This window comes from Micromonospora sp. NPDC047670 (genome assembly GCF_043204915.1).
Taxonomy (GTDB): Bacteria; Actinomycetota; Actinomycetes; order Mycobacteriales; family Micromonosporaceae; genus Micromonospora.
Genome location: NZ_JBIDDA010000003.1, coordinates 172,108 through 188,368 on the forward strand (window position 1 = coordinate 172,108; position 16,261 = coordinate 188,368).

A 16,261-nucleotide genomic window follows, 5' to 3' on the forward strand; every position below is an offset into this window, starting at 1 on the left:
GATGAGCGGCATGCTGTGGGTGGGGCGGCTGTTCGAGGAACGTCACACCGCGGTCCGGCTCACCGTCGTGGGGCTCAGCGGCGTCGGCTACCTCGTCCTCGCGCCGGGGGGACAGACCCTCAGCCTCCTCGACCGGTTCCTCGCGATCGGGGTCATCGCGTTCGGCTACGTCGGGATCTGGTCCCCTGTCGCCGTCGTGTGCGGAATATCGGCGGCGCTCGCCGTCGGCTGGTTCTTCGGCGCCGACAACGACGCCGTCCCCACGGTCGCGCTGGCCTGGGCGATGTTCGAACTGGGCGCGAGACGCTCCGGCCGGCAGGTGTGGTGCGGCCTGGCGGTCGCGATCGCGGGCAGCATGCTCTCGGACTACGACGAACTGCTCGACGTCGCCCTGACCGTGCTGTACGCCGCCACCGCCGCGGTGGCCGGCCCGCTGCTGCTGGGCATGCACGTGCGGGCGCTCGGCGAGCTGAACCGGCAGGCCGCCGACCGCGCCCGGGAGGAGATGTCCCGGATCCGCGCCGAGGAACGCACCGCCATCGCCCGCGAACTGCACGACCTGGTGGCCCACCACGTGGCCTCGATCGTGCTCCGCGTCGGGGTGGCCCGCGGGGTGCTGCCGCTCGACGACCCGCGGGTGCGGCAGGTGCTCGACGACGTGCACGCGACCGGCGCGGGCGCCCTGGCCGACCTGCGCCGCCTGGTCGCCGTGCTCCGCGATCCCGGGTCGACCCGGTACGCGTCCTTCGTCGAACCCGAGGGTCTGCCGGTCGCCCTGCGCACCGCGGTCGACCGCAGCCACCAGATCGGCCTGACCGTCCAGGTGGACATCGACCCCGATGTCGTCCGGCTGGACTCACGCACGGCGCTCGCCGTGCTGCGCCTCACCCAGGAGGGGTTGGCCAACGTGGCCACGCACGCGGGGACGACCGCCCGGGCGCGGCTGTCGGTCCGGCTCAGCGACGATCAGGTCGAGTTCGACCTGCGGGACTTCGGCGGGTCGACGGGACCCGCGACCGGCGCGTCCGGCGGGCACGGCCTGGTCGGCCTGCGCGAGCGGGTGGAGGTCCTCGGCGGCCGGTTGCAGGCCGGCCCGACGGAGTCCGGCTGGCGCCTGACCGCCCTGATGCCCACGGGAGCCACGACGTGATCCGGGTCCTCCTCGTCGACGACCAACAACTGGTCCGCGCCGGTCTGCGGATGCTGTGCCAGTCCGTACCCGACATGGAGGTCGTCGGCGAGGCGGCCGACGGCGCGACGGCGGTCCGCCTCGCCGCGCAGTTGCACCCCGACGTCGTCCTGATGGACCTGCGCATGCCCGGCGTCGACGGCATCACGGCGACCTCCCGCATCCTGGCGCAGCGCCCCTCGGTCCGGGTGGTGGTGCTGACCACCTTCGACGACGACGACCACCTCTATCCGGCGCTGGCCGCCGGTGCCTGCGGCTTCCTGGTGAAGGACAGCAGCCCGGACGAACTGCTCGACGGGGTGCGCCGGGCGGCGGCCGGCGACAGCCCGTTCAGCCAGGCCGTGCTGCGCCGCCTGGTCGAGCAGGCGGTACGGACCCAGGCGATGCGGGGGCCGACGCAGGCGCCGCAGGGCATCACCGATCGCGAACGCGACGTGCTCGCGCTGGTCGGCCTCGGGCTGTCGAACCCGGAGATCGCCGCTCGGCTGCACCTCGGCGTCACCACCGTGAAGACCCATGTGGCCAACCTGATGACGAAGACGGGCAACGCGAACCGGGTGCAGCTCGCCGTCTACGCCGCGACCGGCCCCCGGACCGGGGAGAACCGCGGCTGAGCGGGGCACCGCGAGGCGGCGGAGCGGTCAGCGCCGGGTGACCGAGTCGTAGGCCGCCCGCGCGGCGTCGACGTCGCCGATGTGCCGCTCGGCCCACTCGGTCACCACCGCCATGACCGGGAGCAGGCTCTCCCCGAGCGGCGTCAGCCGGTATTCGACGCGGGGCGGCACCGCATCGGTCACGGACCGCGCGACGAGGCCGTCGCGTTCCAGGCCGCGCAGCGTCTGGGTGAGCATCTTCTGGGTGGCGCCGGCGACAGCGCGGGCCAACTCGCCGTAGCGGCGCGGTCCGGACGCGAGTTCCTTGAGGATCATGCTCACCCAGCGGTCACCCATCCGGTCGAGGACGCGGTGCGTCGGGCACGCGGCGAGCGACATCAGGTACGCCGAGCGGGCACCGGCCCGGCGGTCGGCCGTGCTGGTGGTGGCCATCGGATCCTCCAGGCACCTTGAAGTGCGTACTGCCGGTGAGGCGGCACCCCAGATTAGCGTCGGGGCATGAGCGTGATCGGAATCCTCGGCGCCGGCAACGTCGCGCGCGCACTGGCCCCGGCGCTGTCCGCCGCCGGCCACCAGGTTCTCGTCGGTTCCCGAGAGCGGCTGGAGGCCACGGCCGCCTCCGCCGAGCTGGTCGTCAACGCGCTGCCCGGCGCGGTGTCGATCGACGTGCTGCGCCGGTTGCGCCCGGCCCTGGCCGGCAAGGTGCTGGTCGACGTCTCCAACGCCGTGGAGCAGGGGCCGGACGGCTTCGCGTCCCGCCTGCTCTACGGGAACCTCGCCCAGGAGCTGCAGGACGCGCTGCCGGAGACCCGCGTGGTGAAGGCGCTGAACACGGTGGGACCGCCGTCGCTGATGGCCGACCCGGCCAGCCTGGCCGTGCCGCCGTCGACCTTCCTGTGCGGCGACGACCCGGACGCGAAGAAGGTGGTGGCGGGCCTGCTCACCGACCTCGGCTGGCCGCCGGAGCGGATCGTCGACCTCGGCGCGGTGGCGAACGCCTGGTGGCCCGAATCCTTTGTGCTCATGGTCCGGCCGCTGATCGCCGCCCTGGGGCCGGTGCCGTTCGCGCTGACGATCGCCCACTGAGCCGCGCCCGGGCGGGCATCGCGGCGGTGCGGTGGGCAGGTGTTGGTGGGCGATACTGGGTTTGAACCAGTGACCTCTTCCGTGTCAAGGAAGCGCGCTCCCACTGCGCCAATCGCCCCGGGGTGACCGCCCGGTCCGGCAAGCCGGACCACCGAGCAGGCGGATCGCGAGCGGACGACGGGATTCGAACCCGCGACCCTCACCTTGGCAAGGTGATGCGCTACCAGCTGCGCTACGTCCGCGTGCCGCCGGCGTTCGCCGGCGACGCAGGAAACTCTACCCGACCGCAAGATCGCCCGGCACGCCACCCCGCCGGTCGGGGGAGGTTGCCCCCGCGCCGCCTCCCCCGACCGGGATGGTTGCGCTGGTCAGCCACGGGGTAATGACGTCCTTCGACAGCGCACCACATCCCCTGTGACCAAGGAGGCTGTCGTGGGTATCGGCACCAGCATCTTCCTGATCGCGCTCGGCGCGATCCTCACCTTCGCGCTCGACGCGAGCCTCGGCGGCATCAACCTCGACATCGTCGGCTGGATCCTCATGGCGGCCGGCGTGCTCGGCCTCATCATGACCACCCTCATCTGGGGCCGTCGCCGCCAGGTGGTCAGCACGACCGAGCCGGTGGAGTACCGGCGGGTCGAGGAGCGCCGGGACGTCGCACCGCCGCTCTGACCTGACGCTCGCGCGGCCGACGGAGCTGGACGGTCGCGGAATCCGCATCGCGACGACGGGCCGGGCATCCGGGAGGGTGCCCGGCCCGTCGTCGTCGCCGGTTCGGTGCCGGCCGTACGCCACCCGCGCGGGCCGCGCCGCCGCACCGCTCCCCCCGGCACCGCGCGACGCCGCACCGCTCCCCCGGGCGCCGCGCCGCCATCCGACGGTGGACCGGGCACGCTGCCCGTAACCGGCAGTGCCCGGCGTCACCCCTCGGCCGGCTCGCCTCGTGACCCGCCCCACCTGGGTAATACCGTCTGCTGTCATGTGTACGGAGCTGGACGGGTCGCGACCGCTCGGACGGCCGCCGTCGCGGTTCCGCTCCGAACGCGGCGAGGCCGCCATCGCGATGACCCGCCTCGCCGCCGGCCCCGACCCCGTCCCGGCCATCCTCGACCGGCTCGCCCGCCGGTCCGCCGCGGCCGCCCTGATCGGCGTGGACGGCACGCTGCTGACCGTGTGCCCGGGCCGGAACCCCCTCGACCGCCGCGTGCTGGCCGACGCCGCCCGCGTCGTACCCGAGCTGCACGGACGCGGCACGCCGGCGGCCGTGCGGGGCGGCGCGGGCACGCCCACCGTCCACCTGGTGTCCCTCGGCGACGGGGCGCCCGACGACCGCGCGGGCTGCGACCCCGACGAGGGGACGGAACCGGCCCCCTGGCTCGCGGTGGTCGACCCCGCGGACCCGGTCCCCGGCGACCTGCTCGCCGACGCGGCGCGCCTCCTCGGGCTCTGCTGGCGGCTTGAGCGCTCCGAGTCGGCCCGGCGACGGGTGGCCGCCGGCGACGTGCGCAGCCGGGAGGCCGTGCTGCACCTGCTGATGGTCGGCGACGTGGCGCCCGCCCGGCGCATCGCGGCGGCGCTGCGCCCCCACCTGCCCGACCTGCTCCGGGTGTGCGTCGTCGAGTACGCGTCCCGGCGGCGCGGCGAGGCGGCCGGACAGGTGGCCCGCGCGCTGGGCGGGCGGGCCTGGGTGGTGCCCTGCCCGGTCCGCTCCCGGCACCTCATCGCGCTGGTGCCGGCCCCGGACCGCGCCGGACCGCCGGACGCCCGCGAGGCGGACGCGCTGGGCCGACTGGTCACCGGACGGGTGCCGGGAACGCGCGTCGGGGTCAGCGAGCCGGTCCCGCTGCATCGGACCGCCGCCGGCTACGAGCAGGCGTTCCACGCCCTCGCGGTGGCCCGCAACGGGCCGGACGGGCACTGCCGCTTCGACCGGGCGACGGAGTTGCGCGTCCTGCTCGGCGCCGACGGTCAGGAGTGGGCTCGGACGCTGCTGGCGCCGTGCCTGTCGTACCGGCCGGCCCGGCGGATCGACCCCGACGGGCCGGAACTGCTCGCCACCCTCGGCTCCTGGCTCGCCTTCGACGGCGCGGCCCACCGCCACCTGCGCATCCACCGCAACACCCTGGCGGCCCGGCTGGCCGTGCTGCGCGACCGCCTCGACCTCGACCTCTCCCGGGTCTCCGACCAGTCGGTCGCGTGGCTGGCCATGCACCTGCTCGGTCCCGCCGCGACGCCGGCCGACGGGCCGGACAGCGCGTCGCCGCATCCGCCCGGCGCGGACCTCGGCGAAAGCGGCGGCGCCGGCCGTGACCAGAGGGCCGGGACCGCACGGGTGGACGTGCCCGGCGGTGACGACACGCGGTGGGTCGGCCTCGACCGGCTGCTGGCCGCCCCCGCCCTGCGCCTCTGGGCGCGCGGTCAGGTCGCTCCCCTGGCGACCGGGCCGACCGGGGCGACCCCCGTCGGCCTGGCGACCGTACGCGCGTGGCTGCGCGCCGAGGCGCGGCTGCCCGACACCGCCGCCGCGCTCGGGGTCTCGGTGTCCGCCGTCCGCAAACGACTCGGCCGGGCCGAGCAGGCGCTGGGACGCTCCCTGCTGCGCGGGCCGAGCGCCCGGCACGAACTCTGGCTCGCCGTGCGCATCCTCGACGCGGCCACCGGCGGGGACCCGGTGGGCGGCCCCGCCGGGTCCCCGGGCGCCTGAGCGGTCGTCGGCTCCCGCCGCTGTGCAGCCCGACACCGCCCGCGCCATCGCTGTGCGGATCGGTCCTCGCGCCCGACCGGGGGCGCTTTCTAGCCTGTGGGCGCAGGGTCGGGCGACGGGACAGGCACGCCGCCGGCCCGCCACCCGTACGCCTTGGGAGGGCCCGGAATGAGGAACAAGACCCGTGCGCTGATGGCGGCCGCCGCGTCGCCGGTCGTGGTGCTGGGGACCGTCCGGGCCCCGGGCCGCGGGGGCGGTGTCCGGCGGGCGGGCGCGCGCCGGCCCGGTCGCCCCGCCGGTTCGGGCCGACCGCGGCGGTGACGTGCGGGAGGACGGCTGGATCGTCGACGGCCACGTCGCCGAGCACGGCCGTCCGAAGCCCGGTGCGTCGGCTCGGCGGGTCGCCAGGACCCAAGGTCCGGCCCGCATTCCGGTGATCCACGGAGCGAACGCCCGGACGCGCCGCAACGGGGGACGCGTCCGGTCGGGTTCCGGGGGAGGCGCGACCGCCCCGTCCACGACGACACCGCGGGCGGGGCGGTCGCCGTGTCGTGGCGCGGGAGCGCCCCCTGTCGGAGGCGGTTCCGGAAACGGCGAAGGCCCGTCACCGGATGGTGACGGGCCTTCCTGCTGGTGGGCGATACTGGGTTTGAACCAGTGACCTCTTCCGTGTCAAGGAAGCGCGCTCCCACTGCGCCAATCGCCCTCGCCTGTTGCCGAGGTGGGGACGGGATTTGAACCCGCGTACACGGCTTTGCAGGCCGTTGCCTCGCCTCTCGGCCACCCCACCGAGGTTGCCCCCGTCATGCGTGGCGGCATCTCCGAGCGGACGACGGGATTCGAACCCGCGACCCTCACCTTGGCAAGGTGATGCGCTACCAGCTGCGCTACGTCCGCGTGTCTCCGGCGTTAACCGGTGACGGGTGAGAACTTTAGCCGAGCCGGCGAGCGGTTGCCAAATCGGGGTGCCCCTCGGCGCGTCCGGCGGTGACGATCGCCCCCGCCTCTGGGCTTCCTAGGAGGATGGGTCGGGACGTCCGCCGCCCGGGGCGGCGGAGCGGCGGCCGCCGGCGCGCCGGAGGCCGCCGCGGAAGCAGGCGAAACTGTCCGGCTTCCGACTCTGACGAGAGCGGACGGGCCGTGATCGGTGACTGCTCGTGTTCAACCGCATGGGCTACGGTAACGGCGTGACGAGACGTGCGGCCGAGATCCGCCTGGATGCCCTGCTGCGCACGGCCTGTGACGTGATCGTGGAACGGGGTCTGGCCAACACCCGCACGGCCGACGTGGCGCAGGCGGCCGGGGTGAGCCAGGCGTTGGTCTTCTACCACTTCGCCACGAAGGACCGGCTCCTCGCGCAGGCGTTCGCGTACGCGGTCGAGCAGGACCTGGCAAGGCTGGACGCCGTGATGCGGTCCAGCGCCCCGCCGCTGACCAAGCTGCGCAGGATCGTGAAGCTCTACACCCCCGCCGGCCGGGCGACGTCCTGGGCCATGTGGATCGACGGCTGGGCGGAGTCGCTGCGCACCCCGGAGCTGGAGAAGGTCTCCCGCCGGCTCGACCTGCGCTGGCGGGAGGACCTCGCGACGGTGATCAGGGAAGGGGTCCGCGACGGCACCTTCGAGTGCGCCGACCCGGCCGGCGCCGCGTGGCGGATCAGCGCGGTCATGGACGGCCTGGCGGTGCAGCTCGCGGTGCACGACCGAGTGATCTCCCGCCGCCAGTTCGCCGAGTGGGTCCGCCTGGTCACCGCCCGCGAGCTGGGGCTGGACCCGGACCAGCTCGACTGACCCGGCCCGCCTCGACGCCGCCCCGGACGTCGCCGCCGGCCGCCACGCTTCCGGCGAAAGCACCCGGCCGGCCCCGAAGCGGGCAAAACGGCTCGGTCCCGGGGGCCAGCCGGAACAATCGTCGGCATGGACCCGCTGGAGACGTACCGCCGCAGCCTGGCCGAGTTCACCGACCGGGTGGAGCTGGTCGGCCCCGGGCAGTGGTCGGACCCGACCCCCTGCCCCGACTGGGACGTCCGGGGGCTGGTCAACCACGTCGTCGGCGAGGACCGCTGGTGCGTGCCGCTGCTCGCCGGCCGGACCATCGAGGAGGTCGGCGACCGCTACGAGGGCGACCTGCTCGGCCCGGACCCGGTCGGGGCGGCCCGGGAGGCGGCGGCGCAGGCGGAGCTGGCGTTCTCCCACCCCGGGGCGCTGGACCGCACCGTCGCGCTCTCGGCCGGCGAGACCCCGGCGGACGAGTACCTGCGCCAGCTCATCGCGGAACACCTGATCCACGGCTGGGACCTGGCCGTGGCGATCGGCGCGGACCCCCGGCTGGACGCGGCCGCGGTCGCCGAGTGCGCCCGCTGGTTCAGCCAGCGGATCGGCGACTACCAACGGGGCCGACTGGTGCGGTCGGAGGTCGACGTGCCGGCGGACGCCGACCCGCAGGACCGCCTCGTCGCCGCCTTCGGCCGCGACCCCGACTGGGCGCCGTAGCCGGGGCGACGCGCGGCGCCGACACGCCCGCCGCCGCGGCCGTCAGCCGGCGCGCGGCTCGGCGGCGGGTGGACGGGGCGGGCGCGCCCGCAGCCGGCGCAGGGCCGGCGGGTGGACGTTGGCCCGGCTGAGGTCCCCGCCGTAGTGGGCGAGCACCCGGTGGTCCATGACCCGACGCCACACCGACGGCACCAGCGCGGCGACCACCATCGTGGCGTAGCCGGCGGGCAACTGCGGGGAGGAGTCGAAGCTGCGCAGCGTCTGGTAGCGGCGCAGCGGGTTGGCGTGGTGGTCACTGTGCCGCTGGAGCTGGAAGAGGAAGATGTTGGTCACCGTGCGGTCGCTGTTCCAGCTGTGCCGGGGGTCGACCCGCTCGTAGCGGCCGGCGGGGGTGCGCTGCCGGGCCAGCCCGTAGTGCTCCAGGTAGTTGACCGCCTCCAGCAGGCAGAACCCGACCACGGCCTGGAGCGCCAGGAACGGCAGCACGCCCGGGCCGAAGGCCGCCACCAGCGCGGCGTAGAGCGCCAGGGTCATCGCGTACGCGTTCAGGATGTCGTTGCGCCAGGTCCACGGGCTGCGACCGCGGCGGCGGAACCGTGCCGTCTCCAGCCGCCACGCCGAGCGCAGGCTCCCGGCGACCGTACGCGGCCAGAACGCCCAGAAGCTCTCCCCCAGCCGCGAGCTGGCCGGATCCTCCCGCGTGGCGACGCGCGTGTGGTGGCCCCGGTTGTGCTCGACGTGGAAGTGGCCGTACGCGGTCGGGGCGAGGGCGACCTTGGACAGCCAGCGCTCCAGCGTCTCCCGCTTGTGGCCGAGTTCGTGGGCGGTGTTGATGGCGATGCCGTTGACCACCCCGATCGTGGCGACCAGGCCGGTCGCGCCGGCGACCGACAGGCCGCCCCGGGCCCAGACCGCGCAGCAGAGCGCCAGGCCGGCGTACTGGGCGGGTAGGTAGAGGTAGGTGAGCCAGCGGTAGTAGCCGTCGGCCGCCAGCCGGGGCACCGCCTCGTCGGGCGGGTTGCGCCGGTCCTCGCCGACCAGCAGGTCGATCACGGGGATCAGCACGAAGACGACGGCGGGGGTGAGCCACCAGGCCCACCCGCCGCCGGTGGCCCGCCAGGTCGCCCAGCCGAGGAAGGGCAGCGCCGGCACCAGCAGCGCCAGCGGCCAGAACGGCTTGCGGGCGTCCCGCCAGGCGCGGGCGTCGGTCGCAGCGGCGTCGGCGGCCACGGCCCACCTCCGATCTGTCGCGGTCCCCCGACTGTGACAGCCGCCACCGACTTGTACAAGAGCAGATGTTTGTAAACCGGTGCCCGGCGCCGGGCCGCCTTGAGTAGGCGCGGCCCTTGTTCCCGCCGACCCGGGCTGATATCCACAGATGCGCATGCGTTACCGCGCCGTGCGGGCCGGCGGAGGTCGGCCACCCCGCTCCCACGAGGAGGTCCCGTGGCACAACCGGAGCCGACACCCTGGATGAGCCGGCGTCGACGCCGGCTCGTCCCCGTCCTGGCGGCGACCGCGGTGGCGGCCGCGCTGCTCCCCGCCGGCCCCACCGCCGCCACCCCCACCGGGGGAGCCGCCGCCGAACGGCGCTCCGGCGCGTTCGCCGAGGGGCACGAGCACGCCGACGTCGACAACCGCCCCGGCGCCGCCGCCCCCGACGCGCGGCAGCGGGGCCTGGCCCGCAAGGCCGACCCGGACGTCCGCTGGAACCGACTCGGCACCCCGCACGCGCTCGGCCCCGGCCGCGCGCCGCTCGCCACCGGCCTCCCCGGCGACCCGGAGGCGGCCGCCCGCGCCTACCTCGCCGGCAACCAGGACCTCTTCGGTTTGGACGCCGCCGCGGTCGAGGCGATGGACCGGCTGCTGGTCCGCCCGATCGGCGCCGGCGCGGTGGTCACCCTCCGGCAGCGCTTCGGCGCCCTGCCGGCCGGGCACGACGGCCTGGTCACCGTCGCGGTCGCCGCGGGCAAGGTGCTCGCGGTCAGCTCCTCGCTCTCCCGGGACACCGCCGCGCCGGCGCCCGCCACCCTCACCGACGAGCAGGCGTACGCCGCGGCGCTCGCCGACGCCGGCCTGGCCGCGGACGCCGTCCGCGACCACAGCGTGCGGTCCGTCGCCGTGCCCACCCCGCTCGACGGGCCCCGGGCCGCGTACGAGGTGACCCTGATCGGCGCCGACGCCGACGAACCGGCCGCGTTCACCACCTACGTCGACGGGATCACCGGGCAGGTGCTGGTCCGCGAGGACCTGGTCGACTTCGACTCGGACAACCCGAGCTGGGCCGTCTTCCCGGCCACCCCGCCGCGCGACCTCGGCCCCGGGCAGGACCCCCGGGTGCGCTGGTGCGGCGACCCCGCCCCGGACTGTCGGGCCGCCTTCCGCGACCCGGCCACCGGCGAGCCGTGGGACGTCGACGCGGCCACCGGCACGCCGACCGGCACCGCGCGCGGCAACTCCGCCAACACCGTGCTCTCCTGGGGCGGCGGAACGCCGGCCGTCCCGGCCACGCCCAGCCCGGAGCGCCGCTACGAGTACCCGTTCACCGACCAGTGGCACCAGGCCCGCTGCAACCCCGAGGTGTTCACCTCGGCGCAGCGCAACGACGGCGACGCCGCGATCGGCAACCTCTTCGCCATGCACAACCGGATGCACGACTGGGCCTGGCACCTCGGCTTCACCGAGGCGACCTGGAACCTCCAGGCGGTGAACCTGACCCCGCAGGGCCGGGGCGGCGACGCCGAGCAGGGCCGCGCCCAGCAGGGCGCGCTCAGCGGCAACCGGAACAACGCCAACCAGGGCACGCCGCGCGACGGGCTGCCGCCGACCACCAACATGTACCTGTGGCAGCCGCAGGCCGGCGGGCCGTACCCGCCCTGCGTCGACGGCGACTACGACATGACGGTGATCGGGCACGAGTACACCCATGCGATCACCAACCGCATGATCGCCGGACCGGACAGCGGCATCGGCGGGCACCAGGGCGGCTCGATGGGCGAGTCGTGGAGCGACCTGCTCGCCGCCGAGTACCTGTTCCAGCACGGGCTGCGCGCCCCCGGCGAGACGCCCTACGTCACCGGCGGCTACGTCACCGGCAACCTCGTCAGCGGCATCCGCAACCACGACTTCAGCCGCAGCCCGCTGAACTACTCCGACGTCGGCTACCACAGCAGCGGCCCCGCGGTGCACGCCGACGGCGAGATCTGGAGCGCGACCAACTTCCGGGTCCGGGCGGCGCTGATGAAGCGGTACGGCGTCGGCACTCCGCAGCGCCAGCTCGACTGCGCGCGGGGCAGGGTGGCGGTGGAGCAGTGTCCGGGCAACCGGCGCTGGTCGCAGCTCGTCTTCGACTCGTTCCTGCTCCAGGCGGCCAGCCAGGTCAGCATGCTCGACATGCGGGACAACATGCTCACCGCCGACCTGCTCCGCTTCGGCGGCGCCAACCAGGAGCTGATCTGGGCCGAGTTCGCCCGCTCCGGGATGGGCCGGGACGCGGCCAGCGACGGCGCCTCCGACACCGACCCGACGCCGAGCTTCGCCGCTCCCGGCGCCGACAACGCCGTGCTCACCCTCCGCCCCAGGGGCGACAGCGCCGACGCGCCGATCCGGGTGTACGTCGGGGCGTACGAGGCGCGGGCGGTCCCGGTGGCCGACACCGACCCGGCGACCGCGCTGCCGGACCGGATCGAGCTGGTGCCCGGGACGTACCAGCTGCTCGCCGTCGCGCCCGGCTTCGGCCACCAGCGGCTCACCGTGGTCGCCGAGGCCGGCCGGGAGCGGTACGTCGACCTGCGGATGAGCCGCAACCTGGCGTCCACGGCGTCCGGCGCGACGGTCACCGGCGACGGGGTCAACCTGGACCGGATCGCCGACGACACCGAGGCGACCAACTGGGCCTCCCTGGACGGGGTGGCCGGCCGGCAGGTCACCGTGGCGCTGCCCGGGGACGCGCCGCACGTCGTGAAGCGGGTGCACGTCAGCGCGATGCTGCGCCCGGCGGTCGCCGGCGACGCCGACGCCGGCAGCCAGAACTCGCTCAGCGCGCTGCGCTCGTTCGCGGTGTCGGCCTGCAACGCGAGGACCACCGACTGCGCGGACCCGGCGAACTGGCAGCGGATCCACACCAGCGCGGCGGACGCGTTCCCCGGCGGCGCCTACCGGGCCTACGTGCGGGACATCAACCTGCGCTCGTTCCCGGTGCCGACCACCCTCGCCACGCACCTGCGGCTGGAGGTGCTGACCAGCCAGTGCACCGGCGGGCCGGACTACGCCGGCGAGCAGGACGACGACCCGGCGACCACCACCGACTGCGCGACCGCCAGCCCGGCGCGTGCCCAGGTGCGTGTCGCCGAGTTCCAGGCGTTCTCGAAGTGACCGTGCGTCGGGGCCGGCACGCCGCACCGGCCCCGACGTACGGCCGCCGGGCCCGGTGCCGCTGATCCGGGCCCGGCGGCCCCGGATCAGCGGCGGGCCGGCCGCCACCGCCGGGCCGCCGCGGGCCGTTCCCACCACCGGTCCGGCCCGACGTCGTCGCCCTGCGCGCCGGCCGCCCGCGTCAGGTGACGCAGCCGCAGCAGCAGGCCGGCCCCGAGCGACAGCAGCAGCCCGCCGAGCAGGAACGCGGCCTGGACCGCCCCGAACCCGCCGGAGCGCGCGACCTGCCGCCCAGCCCCGGCGGCCGGGGGCGCGTCGGTCACCGGCTCGTCGGCGGGGGGCGCCCCCGCGGGTTCGTCCGTCGCCGGCCCGCCCGCCTCGGTCGGGGTGGGCCCGGGCGGCGGGGTCGCGGTGGCGTCGGCGGCCGACCCGACCACGGACCGGGTGGCCGTCTGCCGGGACAGCAGCCGCAGGTTCCGGTCGTACGCCTCGGCCTCGAGGGTGACTCGTCCTCGCGTGACGTCCTCGGCGAAGGCGACCCGGTAGCGGGCGGTGACCGTGCGGCCGGGGCAGAGCGTGCCCGGATCGAGCCGCCGGTCGGTCAGCCGGGCCACGTCCCCGTCGGTCCGGACCTCCAGCGGAAACGAGCCGGTCTCCTCGACCCGGTCCATCCGCACCTGGTCGAGCCGGATTCCCCGCACCCGCAGCACCATCGACCAGCGGACCTTGACGCAGCCGCCGTCGTCGCGGGAGACCACGGCGGAGACGGTCTCCACCCGGCCGCCGGCGGTGAACTCGTCCGGCAGGCCGCTCAGCTCGGTGGTGAAGGCCGCCGACGCGGGCAGGGGCGCCGCGAGGACCACCCCGGTCAGGCAGGCCGCCACCACCTGGGCCCGCAGCGCGTACCGCCACACCGTCGCCACCTGCTCCGCCCTCCCTCGCCTCGCCTCCACCCCGCAACGCTGCCAGCGCCGCGACCCGGCCGGTAGACGGGCGTGTTCGCACCGGTCGCCAAGCGCGGGGGCCTGTTTCACGGTCCGTGGTGAACCGGTCACCGCCGCCCCGCGACACGCCGGGACCGGACGGCGGGAGAGAATCGGCGGTGTGTCCGACCTCTCCGCCGCCTTCGTCCGGCTGCACGCCCGCCTCGCCCCGGTCGCCTTCGTCCCGGAGGTGCGGCTGCACCAGGCGGACGACGCCATCGGGCTGTGGGAGCTGACCGAGGGCGAGTTCCGCAGCGCGCAGCCGCCGCCGTTCTGGGCCTTCGCCTGGGCGGGCGGGCAGGCGCTGGCCCGGTACGTCACCGACCATCCCGAGCTGGTCGCCGGCCGCCGGGTCCTCGACCTCGCCGCCGGCTCCGGCCTGGTCGCCATCGCCGCCGCGCGGGCCGGGGCCGCCGCCGTCCGCGCCGTGGAGATCGACGAGCTGGCCGTCGCGGCCGTGGCGGTCAACGCCGAGGCCAACGGGGTACGCGTCGACGCCGAACTCGGCGACATCCTCGACGGCGACGCCGGCGGGGCCGAGGTGGTCTTCGCCGGGGACGTCTTCTACAGCCAGGCGATGACCAACCGGGTGCTGCGCTTCCTGCTGCGGGCCGCCCGCGCCGGGGCCCAGGTGCTGGTCGGCGATCCCGGCCGGGCGTTCCTGCCCCGCGACCGCTTCGACGAGCTGGCCGGCTACGACGTGCCGGTGCCCGAGACGCTGGAGAGCGTACGGGTGAAGCGCACCACGGTGTGGCAGTTGCGGGCGGGACTGCCGGGCACCGCCCGCTAGCGTGTCGGCGTGCTGTTCCGGAGCTGGGCGCAGACCGCCGACGCGCACTGGCCGGACGTGGCCCGGGTGCCCGACCACGTGGGTGTCGAACACCTGGTGGTGACCCGGCACGCGCTGGTCCGCGAGGTGCTCACCGACCCGGCGACCTACCGGCCGGACAACGCCCTGGACGCGGTGACCCCGATCCCGGTGGCCGCGCTGCGGGTGCTGGCCGCGCACCGGTTCCGGCTGCCGCCGACCCTGGCGAACAACGGCGGCGCCAGCCATCCGGGGATCCGGGCGGTCGTCGCCGAGGCCCTGCACCCGACCCGGGTCGCCGCGCAGCGGCCCTGGCTGACCGCGCTGGTCCGGGAACGCCTCACCGCGATCGGCGCCGCCCTGGACGCGGGCGCGTCGGTGGACCTCTACGCCGAGCTCGCCGCCGACCTGCCGCTGCTGGTGCTGGCCCGGCTGGTCGAGCTGCCCGACGCGCCGGTCGGGGCGGTGAAGGAGTTCGCCCGCGCGGCGCTGGAGCTGTTCTGGGCGCCGCTGGACGTTGACCGCCAGGCGACGCTGGCGGCCGAGGTGGGTCGGTTCCACCGGGTGCTGCGGGACTTCGCCGCGACCGGGGGCGGGCTGGCGGGATCGTTGCGGGCCGCCGGGCACCCGCCCGACGTGGTGGTCGGCGCGCTGTTCTTCCTGCTGGTCGCCGGGCAGGAGACCACCTCGCAGTTCCTCACCCTCCTGCTGCGCCGGCTGGCCGGCGAGCCGGCGGTGCTCGCCGGGCTGCGGGCCGGCACCGTCGCGGTCGCCGACGTGGTCGAGGAGGGGCTGCGGCTGGAGCCGCCGATCGTCACCTGGCGGCGGGTGGCCGCCGTGGACACCACGCTGGCCGGGACGCCGGTGCCCGCGGGCACCAGCATCGTGCTGTGGCTGGCCCGCGCCGGCCGGGACCCGGCCGCGGTGGACGCGCCCGACGAGTTCCGGCCCGGCCAGCGCGGATCCCGCCGGCACCTGGCCTTCGGGGCGGGCGCGCACCGCTGCGTCGGCGACCAGCTCGCCCGGATGGAGGCGGCGGTGGTGGTCGGCGAGACCGCGCCGCTGCTGGAGGGGGTCACGGTGGTCCGCGAGCCGTGGTGCCCGGACAACCTCACGTTCCGGATGCCCGACGCCTTCGTCGTCCGCCGCGGCTGAGTGCCGCCCGCCGCCGGATCGCCCGGGAGAACGGGATGCGGGGCGGGCCGCCCCGCACGGCGGGACCGCCGCCCGCACCCGGTGGCGCACCTCGACCCGACCGGGGTCAGGTGCTCAGCTGATCTCCTCGGCCCAGGCGCGCCAGTCGTCGAGCACCCCGTAGAGCGCCGGGGTGAGCCAGCCGGGCGCGGAGCGTCGGAACACCCCCGGATCCATCGAGCCGGCCCCCGCCGGCAGGGCGCCCAGCAGGTTCGGCACCAGCTCGGTGAGGTTGGCCCAGTGCACCAGCTCCGGGTCGGCCGGCCAGGCGCCGATCACCACGCCGGCCGGCACCGCCCGGCGTTCCAGGGCCTCCAGGGTGAGCGCGGTGTGGTTGAGGGTGCCCAGCCCGGCCCGGGCCACCACCACGGCCGGGGACCCCAGCGAGACCGCCAGGTCGGCCACCGTCCAGGGCTCCCCCGACGGCCGCAGCCCCATCGGTACGAGCAGCCCGCCGGCGCCCTCCACCAGCACCAGGTCGTGCTTCTCGGCCTCCTCGCGGACCGCGTCGACGGCGGTGTAGAGCTCCAGCGGCTCCAGCTCGGCGACCCGGGCCGCGGCCAGCGGGGCGAGCGGATCGGGGAAGCTGGCCAGGGTGCGGCCGGTCAGCGGGGCGGCCAGCCGGGTGACGGACTCGACGTCACCGGGCTCACCGGTGGCCGTACCTGTCTGGCCGGGTTTGACCACGGCGACGCGCAGGCCGGCGGCCTGCGCCGCGGCCGCGATCGCCGCGGTCACCACGGTCTTGCCGACCTCGGTGTCGGTGCCGGTCACCAGCACCGGCCCCCGCCACGGCACCGTCACGGCGACACCTCTG

The 16,261-nt window shown here is 75.8% G+C and carries 14 protein-coding genes and 5 tRNA genes; 10 read left to right on the forward strand and 9 right to left on the reverse strand.

Annotated elements, in window-relative coordinates; translation table 11 throughout:
• The first annotated feature begins 10 nt into the window (after positions 1-10).
• Together ACGF7U_RS08780 and ACGF7U_RS08785 are read left to right on the forward strand one after the other, a co-directional pair.
• Positions 11-1,150 (forward strand): sensor histidine kinase, encoded by a 1,140-nt coding sequence (locus tag ACGF7U_RS08780; protein ID WP_393104499.1) that lies wholly within the window; start codon positions 11-13, stop codon positions 1,148-1,150.
• Entirely contained in the window at positions 1,147-1,803 is a 657-nt protein-coding gene (locus ACGF7U_RS08785; protein WP_393104501.1) for a response regulator, read from the forward strand. Before ACGF7U_RS08780 ends, ACGF7U_RS08785 begins: the two co-directional genes overlap by 4 nt.
• 27 nt (positions 1,804-1,830) lie before the next feature.
• On the opposite strand, the gene ACGF7U_RS08790 is transcribed toward ACGF7U_RS08785, so the two are convergent.
• Positions 1,831-2,235, reverse strand: coding sequence for a winged helix-turn-helix transcriptional regulator (locus ACGF7U_RS08790; protein ID WP_393104503.1), 405 nt, complete (start codon positions 2,233-2,235; stop codon positions 1,831-1,833).
• A gap of 66 nt (positions 2,236-2,301) precedes the next feature.
• Here ACGF7U_RS08790 and ACGF7U_RS08795 point away from each other — a divergent pair, with 66 nt between their 5' ends.
• Positions 2,302-2,889, forward strand: coding sequence for an NADPH-dependent F420 reductase (locus ACGF7U_RS08795; RefSeq protein WP_393104505.1), 588 nt, complete (start codon positions 2,302-2,304; stop codon positions 2,887-2,889).
• Between the two features lie 43 nt (positions 2,890-2,932).
• Here the strand turns inward: ACGF7U_RS08795 and ACGF7U_RS08800 are convergent.
• Together ACGF7U_RS08800 and ACGF7U_RS08805 are read right to left on the reverse strand one after the other, a co-directional pair.
• Positions 2,933-3,007, reverse strand: a tRNA-Val gene (locus ACGF7U_RS08800).
• A 51-nt stretch (positions 3,008-3,058) separates the two neighbouring features.
• Positions 3,059-3,131 (reverse strand) — tRNA-Gly (locus ACGF7U_RS08805).
• Positions 3,132-3,321: 190 nt separating this feature from the next.
• Here ACGF7U_RS08805 and ACGF7U_RS08810 point away from each other — a divergent pair.
• On the forward strand, positions 3,322-3,561 hold the full coding sequence (locus ACGF7U_RS08810; RefSeq protein ID WP_393104507.1) for a DUF6458 family protein: 240 nt from the start codon (positions 3,322-3,324) through the stop codon (positions 3,559-3,561).
• 307 nt (positions 3,562-3,868) lie between these two features.
• On the forward strand, positions 3,869-5,593 hold the full coding sequence (locus tag ACGF7U_RS08815) for a helix-turn-helix domain-containing protein (protein ID WP_393104509.1): 1,725 nt from the start codon (positions 3,869-3,871) through the stop codon (positions 5,591-5,593).
• Positions 5,594-6,224: 631 nt separating this feature from the next.
• On the opposite strand, the gene ACGF7U_RS08820 is transcribed toward ACGF7U_RS08815, so the two are convergent.
• The 3 genes from ACGF7U_RS08820 to ACGF7U_RS08830 all read right to left on the reverse strand — a co-directional run bounded on the left by ACGF7U_RS08820 (position 6,225) and on the right by ACGF7U_RS08830 (position 6,490).
• Positions 6,225-6,299, reverse strand: a tRNA-Val gene (locus tag ACGF7U_RS08820).
• A 13-nt stretch (positions 6,300-6,312) separates the two neighbouring features.
• A tRNA-Cys gene (locus ACGF7U_RS08825) sits at positions 6,313-6,383 on the reverse strand.
• Between the two features lie 34 nt (positions 6,384-6,417).
• Positions 6,418-6,490 (reverse strand) — tRNA-Gly (locus ACGF7U_RS08830).
• A gap of 290 nt (positions 6,491-6,780) precedes the next feature.
• On the opposite strand from ACGF7U_RS08830, the gene ACGF7U_RS08835 reads away from it, so the two are divergent.
• Both ACGF7U_RS08835 and ACGF7U_RS08840 read left to right on the forward strand, forming a co-directional pair.
• On the forward strand, positions 6,781-7,383 hold the full coding sequence (locus ACGF7U_RS08835) for a TetR/AcrR family transcriptional regulator (protein ID WP_393104511.1): 603 nt from the start codon (positions 6,781-6,783) through the stop codon (positions 7,381-7,383).
• Positions 7,384-7,509: 126 nt separating this feature from the next.
• Positions 7,510-8,085: a TIGR03086 family metal-binding protein gene (locus tag ACGF7U_RS08840; protein ID WP_393104513.1), complete on the forward strand. Its 576-nt coding sequence runs from the start codon at positions 7,510-7,512 to the stop codon at positions 8,083-8,085.
• Positions 8,086-8,127: 42 nt separating this feature from the next.
• On the opposite strand, the gene ACGF7U_RS08845 is transcribed toward ACGF7U_RS08840, so the two are convergent.
• Positions 8,128-9,315: an alkane 1-monooxygenase gene (locus ACGF7U_RS08845; protein ID WP_393104515.1), complete on the reverse strand. Its 1,188-nt coding sequence runs from the start codon at positions 9,313-9,315 to the stop codon at positions 8,128-8,130.
• Positions 9,316-9,531: 216 nt separating this feature from the next.
• On the opposite strand from ACGF7U_RS08845, the gene ACGF7U_RS08850 reads away from it, so the two are divergent.
• A complete protein-coding gene (locus ACGF7U_RS08850) occupies positions 9,532-12,459 on the forward strand; it encodes a M36 family metallopeptidase (RefSeq protein WP_393104517.1) in 2,928 nt (975 codons plus the stop codon).
• An 86-nt stretch (positions 12,460-12,545) separates the two neighbouring features.
• Here ACGF7U_RS08850 and ACGF7U_RS08855 read toward each other — a convergent pair whose 3' ends face one another.
• A complete protein-coding gene (locus ACGF7U_RS08855; protein WP_393104519.1) occupies positions 12,546-13,382 on the reverse strand; it encodes a hypothetical protein in 837 nt (278 codons plus the stop codon).
• A 181-nt stretch (positions 13,383-13,563) separates the two neighbouring features.
• On the opposite strand from ACGF7U_RS08855, the gene ACGF7U_RS08860 reads away from it, so the two are divergent.
• Both ACGF7U_RS08860 and ACGF7U_RS08865 read left to right on the forward strand, forming a co-directional pair.
• On the forward strand, positions 13,564-14,232 hold the full coding sequence (locus ACGF7U_RS08860) for a class I SAM-dependent methyltransferase (RefSeq protein WP_393104521.1): 669 nt from the start codon (positions 13,564-13,566) through the stop codon (positions 14,230-14,232).
• A 9-nt stretch (positions 14,233-14,241) separates the two neighbouring features.
• Positions 14,242-15,405, forward strand: a complete 1,164-nt coding sequence (locus tag ACGF7U_RS08865) for a cytochrome P450 (protein ID WP_393104522.1) — start codon at positions 14,242-14,244, stop codon at positions 15,403-15,405.
• A gap of 114 nt (positions 15,406-15,519) precedes the next feature.
• Here ACGF7U_RS08865 and bioD read toward each other — a convergent pair whose 3' ends face one another.
• Complete coding sequence (gene bioD / locus ACGF7U_RS08870; RefSeq protein ID WP_393105275.1) at positions 15,520-16,224, reverse strand: dethiobiotin synthase; 705 nt, start codon at positions 16,222-16,224, stop codon at positions 15,520-15,522.
• Between the last annotated feature and the right edge of the window lie 37 nt (positions 16,225-16,261).

Coding starts and splice junctions, on each gene's coding strand:
- ACGF7U_RS08780 (WP_393104499.1), top strand. CDS start 11: ATGCTGTGGGTGGGGCGGCTGTTCGAGGAACGTCACACCGCGGTCCGG.
- ACGF7U_RS08790 (WP_393104503.1), bottom strand. CDS start 2,235: ATGGCCACCACCAGCACGGCCGACCGCCGGGCCGGTGCCCGCTCGGCG.
- ACGF7U_RS08795 (WP_393104505.1), top strand. CDS start 2,302: ATGAGCGTGATCGGAATCCTCGGCGCCGGCAACGTCGCGCGCGCACTG.
- ACGF7U_RS08815 (WP_393104509.1), top strand. CDS start 3,869: ATGTGTACGGAGCTGGACGGGTCGCGACCGCTCGGACGGCCGCCGTCG.
- ACGF7U_RS08840 (WP_393104513.1), top strand. CDS start 7,510: ATGGACCCGCTGGAGACGTACCGCCGCAGCCTGGCCGAGTTCACCGAC.